Source organism: Janthinobacterium sp. BJB446, assembly GCF_002735655.1.
Lineage (GTDB): Bacteria > Pseudomonadota > Gammaproteobacteria > Burkholderiales > Burkholderiaceae_D > Janthinobacterium > Janthinobacterium lividum.
Genome location: NZ_PDZK01000013.1, coordinates 1 through 6,481 on the forward strand (window position 1 = coordinate 1; position 6,481 = coordinate 6,481).

General features: G+C 58.9%; 6 protein-coding genes. 2 read left to right on the forward strand and 4 right to left on the reverse strand.

The annotated features are described in order from the left end of the window. The coding region (locus tag CSQ92_RS29260) for a hypothetical protein (protein ID WP_218964103.1) at nt 1–215 on the forward strand (215 nt) is incomplete at its 5' end. Between the two features lie 54 nt (nt 216–269). On the opposite strand, the gene CSQ92_RS28420 is transcribed toward CSQ92_RS29260, so the two are convergent. Further along, entirely contained in the window at nt 270–1,349 is a 1,080-nt protein-coding gene (locus CSQ92_RS28420; protein WP_092613756.1) for a tartrate dehydrogenase, read from the reverse strand. 103 nt (nt 1,350–1,452) lie between these two features. Between CSQ92_RS28420 and CSQ92_RS28425 the strand changes: the two genes are divergently transcribed. Continuing rightward, nucleotides 1,453–2,352, forward strand: a complete 900-nt coding sequence (locus CSQ92_RS28425; RefSeq protein ID WP_099396070.1) for a LysR family transcriptional regulator — start codon at nt 1,453–1,455, stop codon at nt 2,350–2,352. Between the two features lie 4 nt (nt 2,353–2,356). Here CSQ92_RS28425 and CSQ92_RS28430 read toward each other — a convergent pair whose 3' ends face one another. The 3 genes from CSQ92_RS28430 to CSQ92_RS28440 all read right to left on the reverse strand — a co-directional run bounded on the left by CSQ92_RS28430 (nt 2,357) and on the right by CSQ92_RS28440 (nt 6,074). After that, a complete protein-coding gene (locus CSQ92_RS28430; protein ID WP_099396071.1) occupies nt 2,357–3,847 on the reverse strand; it encodes a DUF3482 domain-containing protein in 1,491 nt (496 codons plus the stop codon). Further along, nucleotides 3,844–5,322 (reverse strand): DUF2868 domain-containing protein, encoded by a 1,479-nt coding sequence (locus CSQ92_RS28435; protein ID WP_099396072.1) that lies wholly within the window; start codon nt 5,320–5,322, stop codon nt 3,844–3,846. The genes CSQ92_RS28430 and CSQ92_RS28435 overlap by 4 nt, the downstream gene beginning before the upstream one ends. Before the next feature lie 62 nt (nt 5,323–5,384). Further along, on the reverse strand, nt 5,385–6,074 hold the full coding sequence (locus CSQ92_RS28440) for an acid phosphatase (protein WP_099396073.1): 690 nt from the start codon (nt 6,072–6,074) through the stop codon (nt 5,385–5,387). Nucleotides 6,075–6,481 lie beyond the last annotated feature (407 nt).

The following is a 6,481-nucleotide window of genomic DNA, read 5'->3' on the forward strand; positions in this document are numbered from 1 at the left end:
ATCCGAAGATTGACGCTGCACTTACATCAAATGCCCACACTTATCGACTGTTAATTGTTAAAGAACTGTATTCGGTTACTGCTTTCGCGCTATCGACAAAGCGTTGTGTTTGTCAGCTGCGAAGAAGAAAGAGTATGAAGCATTTCAGCACAATCGTCAACTCCTTCTTTTCTGCTACATCACCGTTTCTGGTGATCCTCAACTGCCGCATTTGACTGCGTCTCATTGGGGAGGCGAACTATAGCAAAGCCGCCCATGGGCGGCAAGCTTTATTTCAGCAATTCGGCAATTGCAACGCCCACATCGGTCGTACTGGCGCCGCCGCCCATGTCCGGTGTGCGCGGGCCATGCTCAAGCACCTTCTCAATGGCGCGCAAAACCGCGTCATGCGCCGCAGTGTAATTGGCGTCGCCATTACCGAGGAAGTCCAGCATCATGGCGCCCGACCAGATCATGCCGATCGGGTTGGCGATATTCTGGCCATAGATATCGGGTGCGGATCCGTGCACGGGCTCGAAGACAGAGGGGAACGTGCGTTCCGGATTGATATTGGCCGATGGCGCGATGGCAATCGTTCCCGTGCACGCGGGGCCCAGGTCGGACAGAATGTCGCCAAACAGATTCGACGCAACCACCACGTCGAAGCGCTCGGGACTGAGCACGAAACGGGCCGCCAGGATGTCGATATGGTATTTATCCCAGTGGACATCGGGAAAGCTGGGCCCCATCGCCTCCACCCGCTCATCCCAATACGGCATGCTGATGGCGATACCGTTCGACTTGGTCGCCGATGTCAGGTGTTTTTTAGGCCGGCTTTGCGCCAACTCAAACGCATACTTCAGGATGCGGTCAACGCCCTTGCGCGTAAACACGGATTCCTGCAGCACCGTTTCGCGTTCCGTCCCCTCGAACATGCGCCCGCCCACGGACGAATATTCTCCTTCCGTATTTTCACGCACCACATAAAAATCGATATCACCTGGCTTTTTGTTCGCCAGCGGACACGGCACACCCGGCATCAGGCGCACGGGCCGCAAGTTGACGTATTCGTCGAACTCGCGCCGGAATTTTAGTAACGAACCCCACAGCGAGATATGGTCCGGTACCTTGTCCGGCCAGCCGACGGCACCAAAATAGATGGCGTCGAAATCCTTGAGCTGGGCAAACCAGTCCGAGGGCATCATCTGGCCATGCTCGAGGTAGTAGTCGCAATTCGCCCACTCCATGGTCGTGAACTGCAAGTCGATATTGAAACGGCGCGCGGCAGCCTCGACGACACGCAGCCCTTCCGGCATGACTTCATTGCCTATACCGTCGCCGGCGATGACTGCGATTCTGTGTGCGGGCATGAGGTTCTCCTGTTTATAGATGGATGCGTTGATGATACTGGCGCCGCATCAGAATACAATCAGGGTATTCATGACCTCAGTATCCACATTTCGTGCTCAATCGATGAAACATACGCCGCTGCTGGAAGATTTACGCCTGTTTTGCCAGGTCGCCCATAAAACCAGTTTCGCCGCCACGGCGCTGGAACTGGGTATTTCCAAGGCGGTCGTCAGCAAGCGCATCGGCATGCTGGAAGCGGCGCTAGAAGTACGGTTGCTGCACCGGACCACACGCAGGGTCAGCGTCACCGATCACGGCGAGATCGTGCGGCAATGGGCGCAGCGCATCCTGGAAGATGTCGAGCAGATGGGGGAAGCGGTAGCACAGTCGAAATTGCAGCCGCAGGGCCTACTGCGCATTTGCTCCAGTTCCGGCTTCGGGCGCAACCGGCTCGGTCCCGCCCTCTCCCAGCTGGCACGGCAATATCCAGACTTGAAAATACAGCTGGAATTGCTCGACCGTCCCGTCGACCTGCTGGGCGAGGGTTTCGATCTGGACATTCGCATCGGCGTGGTGCGCGAGCCAGACCTGATCGCCCACCGCATTGCCAGCAATCAACGCGTGCTGTGCGCCGCACCCTCCTATCTGGCACAACGCGGAACGCCGGACACGCTGGCGCAATTGCGCGAGCATGACTGCATCGTCATCCGCGAGCGTGACCTGGATGGGCGACGCTGGAAACTGCAGGGGCCGCAAGGGTCGGAAACGGTGAAGGTCGCTGGGCCGCTATCGGCCAATAATGGCGAGATCGTCCATCAATGGGCGCTGGACGGCCACGGCATCATCTTGCGTTCGGCGTGGGATGTAGAAAGCAGCCTGGGGCAAGGCAAGCTGGTGCGCATTTTGCCCGCGTATCATCAGGTCGCCGATGTGTGGGCGGTGACCACTTCGCGGCTGTCGAACTCGGCCAAGGTCAGGGCCTGCGTGCAATTTCTGGAACGGTGGCTGCAAGCCCGCGCCTGATAAGCTATACCAGACGCGCCACATCCGGATACAGACGCGCCAGGGTATCGGAGGTGATGGACGACATGACTGGCAAAACGCGCTCGGCGGCCTGCTCCGGCGATTTTTCCCGGCGCACCTCTTTCCACAGCTCGGCCAATGCGCCTTCATGGCGCGCCACCGCCTGCTCGACCTCATCCTGCCAGAAAGCCGGCGCCTCGCTTTCCACGAAATTGCCGCGGCCACGGCCAAAGTGCGCCACCGCCAGGTAACGCAGCACGCCCGCCACCACCAGGGTGCGCAAAAAGGCATCCGTGAATTGCATGGTGGGTTCATTGCGGTCCGTGCCGGAATTAAAGCCCCAGGCAGCGCCGGCAAACGTCAGCGCACCGACCACGCCACCAAGCAAGGCGCCCGTGCCCAAAGTCAGGCCGCCGGAAATCAGGTCGGCCGACAGCCCCGTCGCCGCGCCGGAAATCATGGCACCCAATAACCCCGCTTGCGCCTTGTCGATCGGCGCGCGCACGGCAAAATTTTCCCGTATCCGGCTATTGATCTTATGCGCATCGGTCGGATCGAGTTTGTGCAAGATCAAGAGCTCACGCGTGGTCACGCCGCTGTGCGTATTGAGCCGTGCCACCAGGCTGGCCATGGCCTTTTCCTGGCGTTGCTGCTCTGCATTCTTACCGATGCCCACTACCTGCAAGGCCGATTTCAGCAAGCCCTTGGAGCCGAGCTCAATGGCTTCGCGATCCTGCCCTGCCACTGCCAGTTGCGTGGCCAGCAAATGCATGGCTTGCTGGAAACGCGCCGTATTCTGCTCTTGCCAGGCAGAAAACAGACGCGCATAGCCGGCTTGCTGCGACTGCGGCAACAATTTACCCACGGCTTCGTAAAACACGCGCTCATGAACCCAGCAGCGGGCAAAGGCATCGAGCGCCAGGACATCGCGCACGATCGGATACTGCTGCAAATGCTCGCGCCAGCGCGCCTGCTCGCCATGCTCCTCATTGCCAGGACGCGGCGGCCCCATCTGATTGAGCAAGACCACCACCGGCTTATCCAGCCAGGCGAGGATTTTCATTTCTGCCGGCAAGTAGCCCGCATCCTTGGGATGTTCCGAGGAATTCACCAGGTACAGCACCACGTCGGCAGAGTCCTTGGCCGTACGCAGCGCCTGCTGGCTGAGCCAGAACGGGCGGTCGCGATAACGGTCCAGCACTTCGCGCAGGAACCAGCCGATGGGATTGCCCGACTGGCCCAGGCGCTTGAGCAGGCGCACGGAGTCGCCAAAGCCGGGCGTGTCCCACAATTGCAAGGCATCGCCCTGCGGCGTGACCAGCAAGGTATGCGATTCCGCAAACACGGTCACGTGGGCGGCATCGCGCACTTCGCCAATGTCCACGCCCACTAAAGTGCGCGCCAAGGTCGTCTTGCCATTATTCGTGTGCGAAATCAGCGCAAACTGAATCTGTACCGCATCATCCTGCACATTTTTATTTACATTCACACTCATGCTGCTGCCGATACTTTCAGCCCGACACCGGCATCGAGCGGGTGCAAGGCAGGATTGAGCAAATTGACCAGGGTGGCCGTGGTTTTGTGGAACTGGCAGAACTGTTGCCACAAGGCGATTCTTTCCGCCAGGCGGGCGGCATTATCCACCTGCTCGCCCGCGCGCTCCAGGTAGCTGGACTCGTCGATCAGTACAGCGATGCCGCGTGCCGACGATTGCGCCAGGTAATCGAGGAAGGCGCCGTGGTTTTCCTTTTCCGGCGTCGCCGTCAGATTGAACAGCACGGCCGTGATATTGACTTGTGGATCATTCAAGTCCGTGTCGCGCAAGACGTCCTGCGGCTCCTCGCCATACGACGTCGATGGACGCAGCATCATGCGGCCCTGCTCGCCGAACAGCATGAGGGAGATTTGCGCCAGGCCCTTGTGACGTGCCTCATCGACAGTAAAGCTGTACGGCAAGACACGCAGCATGCCGCCAGTTGCCACGCCGATGCTTTCATTAAGCTTGCGGAAATACGGTTGATCGAGATCCAGCGGAAAGTGCTTGGCCAGGCGCGCTGCGCGCCAGTTGTTGACCAGTGCCAGTATCAGGCGGGGAACGACCACCAGCAGGAAAATCGTTGCCGCATACAAATGCACCCAGCGTGCGCCGCCTTCGATGGTCGTCGTTTGCGGGAAGCGCAGCGCTTCGATTTCCGCCAGCGAAAAGCCTTGCAAATGAAACAGGGCAATAGCCGGCGCAAACAGGGTCGAAAGCAGGCTGTGCACCTGGCTGGCATTCAAAAAAGTGCTTTCCCAACCGGCCGCGTACTGCGACAGGAAGCCGCGCGCGTACAGTGAAGCGACGGCGCCGATGGCAAACATGGCGGCGCTCAGGTGAATGGTACGGCTGAGGCGCGCGGCCGTCAGCTTGGCGCTCAAGTGCGCCCATTCCCCCATAAAACTGAGCAAGCCCGAGGACAAGGCGTGCGGCAGCTTGCGCGGCAACGCCAGGCGACCCACGCTCAGGTGGCGCACCAGTCCCGCCTTCGGCCAGCCAAGGGAGTGCGAGGGGATGCATAGCCAGATCAGCAAGCCCAGGTAGACCAGCACATTCCAGGCGATGATCAGCAGCAAGGGCGCCGACAGCAGATCCACGCGATGGGGATCCGTGATGCGGTCCAGCCCGGCACCCAGCAGCAGTGCCAGCAAGGGCAATGTCAGCGCCAGGGTCTTCATGCCGTTACGGCGTTTCGCGAAGGCAGCAAAAGCGGGCGTGCGCTCGGTGATGCGCTTGAGGATCAGCTCGGAGCGCTGCTGCAGGAAATCGTCACCTGTCACTTCGGCCTGCTTGCCCGAAGCTTGCCACTGCGCAAGCTCACGCGCGCTGCGGCTGGCATACATGCGGTCATCCTCGCTGAGGACTTCTTTTTTCTGGTCGGCCGTCTCGATAGCACGGACCAATACCACTTCTCTCGCAATCTGCTCGTTCATGGTGCTCCTGTTTTTGTATGAAACGACAACTAGACAGGCAGATTGTGACGTACTTTTGTGTTTCAGGCCAACGCGTCCTCGGCCCGGAACAAATTATGCAGCAGATAGATCAGGAAAGAAGCGACCCAGGCAGACCACAAGGTGTGCGTAAAAAATTGCTTACCTTGCAACTGCTGCTGCCAGCCTGCCGCCAAGCCGCACAGCAACATGATACTGGCGAACAAAAGTGCCGTGCGTGGCCGTCCGGGCAGGCAGAACAATGGCAAGGCCAGCATCCACCAGGCAGTGTTCGCATGCGTGGCGGGCAAGCAGACCATGGCAGATGCGCTAGCCGGCAATGTTTCCAGCAGGCGCGTATACGGTTGCAGTCCACCATAGCGCAGCAAATCCGTGGGGCAAGGCACATCGCTGAAGGAAGAGAGCAAATAGATGCTAAACGGCACCAAGATGGCCGACAGGGCCACCACGCGCAAGGCGCTGCGACGTGAGGCAGACCAGGCCAGCGGACGCTGCGTGTCCCAGACCGCCAAGACTATCGCTGCCGCGGCCAGCAAGGTCATGCAGAACTGGAGACCGCGCGCCCACGCGCTGTCAGCGCCGGCAAATTGCCCACGCGCACCGTCGAACATACTGTCGGCGATCATGAGGTCGAGATTGCTGTAATTGCCGATCCAGAGTATCAGCATGGCCGAGAGCATCAAGGCGCTATCGATGCCTGTGGGAGTTTTGACGAGTTTAAGCTTGGCCAACATGGGTGTACACATTTACTTGATGAGATGAAAGGGACTGGCCACTCAAGAGCAGCAGCCATGCAAGTCATCGTACAGTGTCAATATGAAGAGAACATGACGGTGCCCGCCGCGGGCAACACGGAAGGGGCAAGATGGGTATTTTGAGCACCTTACAAGTGTCGACCTGAATTACGCGTCAAAGGTGTTCTGGCATTCCCGCAAAAAAGGTGCGCAGCCGATAACTTCGGTCAACTCCACCATACGTACAGTAAAAATGTGCACAAAACAAAGCACCAGACGTAAAAAAACCCGACCATTGCTGATCGGGTTTTTCTCTACTGCGAATAACAAGCCTGACGATAACCTACTTTCACACTGGTTGCAGCACTATCATCGGCGCAAAGTTGTTTCACGGTCCTGTTCGGGAT

Coding starts and splice junctions, on each gene's coding strand:
- CSQ92_RS28420 (WP_092613756.1), bottom strand. CDS start 1,349: ATGCCCGCACACAGAATCGCAGTCATCGCCGGCGACGGTATAGGCAAT.
- CSQ92_RS28425 (WP_099396070.1), top strand. CDS start 1,453: ATGAAACATACGCCGCTGCTGGAAGATTTACGCCTGTTTTGCCAGGTC.
- CSQ92_RS28430 (WP_099396071.1), bottom strand. CDS start 3,847: ATGAGTGTGAATGTAAATAAAAATGTGCAGGATGATGCGGTACAGATT.
- CSQ92_RS28435 (WP_099396072.1), bottom strand. CDS start 5,322: ATGAACGAGCAGATTGCGAGAGAAGTGGTATTGGTCCGTGCTATCGAG.
- CSQ92_RS28440 (WP_099396073.1), bottom strand. CDS start 6,074: ATGTTGGCCAAGCTTAAACTCGTCAAAACTCCCACAGGCATCGATAGC.